This window comes from Ensifer sp. ENS06 (assembly GCF_014852205.1).
GTDB classification, from domain to species: domain Bacteria; phylum Pseudomonadota; class Alphaproteobacteria; order Rhizobiales; family Rhizobiaceae; genus Ensifer; species Ensifer adhaerens.
In genome coordinates this window covers 1-326 of sequence record NZ_JACVBC010000062.1, presented here as the reverse complement: position 1 = coordinate 326, position 326 = coordinate 1, and the positions used below count along the sequence as shown (strand labels likewise).

1 protein-coding gene is annotated in these 326 nt (G+C 66.0%); it reads left to right on the top strand.

Annotation, left to right across the window (positions count from 1 at the left end; translation table 11 throughout):
• Positions 1 to 326, top strand: a 326-nt coding sequence (locus IB279_RS36850; protein WP_192341292.1) for an amidohydrolase family protein, incomplete at both ends; no start/stop codon positions are given.

Here is a 326-nt window from a genome sequence, read left to right as displayed (position 1 = left end):
GCTTCACCGAGCACCAGTTCGCCGAAAAGCGGTTGCCGACGATCGATGAGATCAACGCGGTCGCGCCCGATACGCCGGTGTTCCTGCTGCATCTCTATGACCGGGCGCTGCTCAATGCCGCGGCGCTCCGCGCCGTCGGCTACACCAGGGACACGCCGAACCCGCCGGGCGGCGAGATCACTCGCGATGCCAGCGGCACCCCGACGGGGCTGCTCTTGGCCAAGCCCAATGCCGGCATCCTCTATTCGACGCTCGCCAAGGGGCCGAAGCTGCCCTTCGATTACCAGGTCAACTCGACCCGTCATTTCATGCGCGAGCTCAACCGG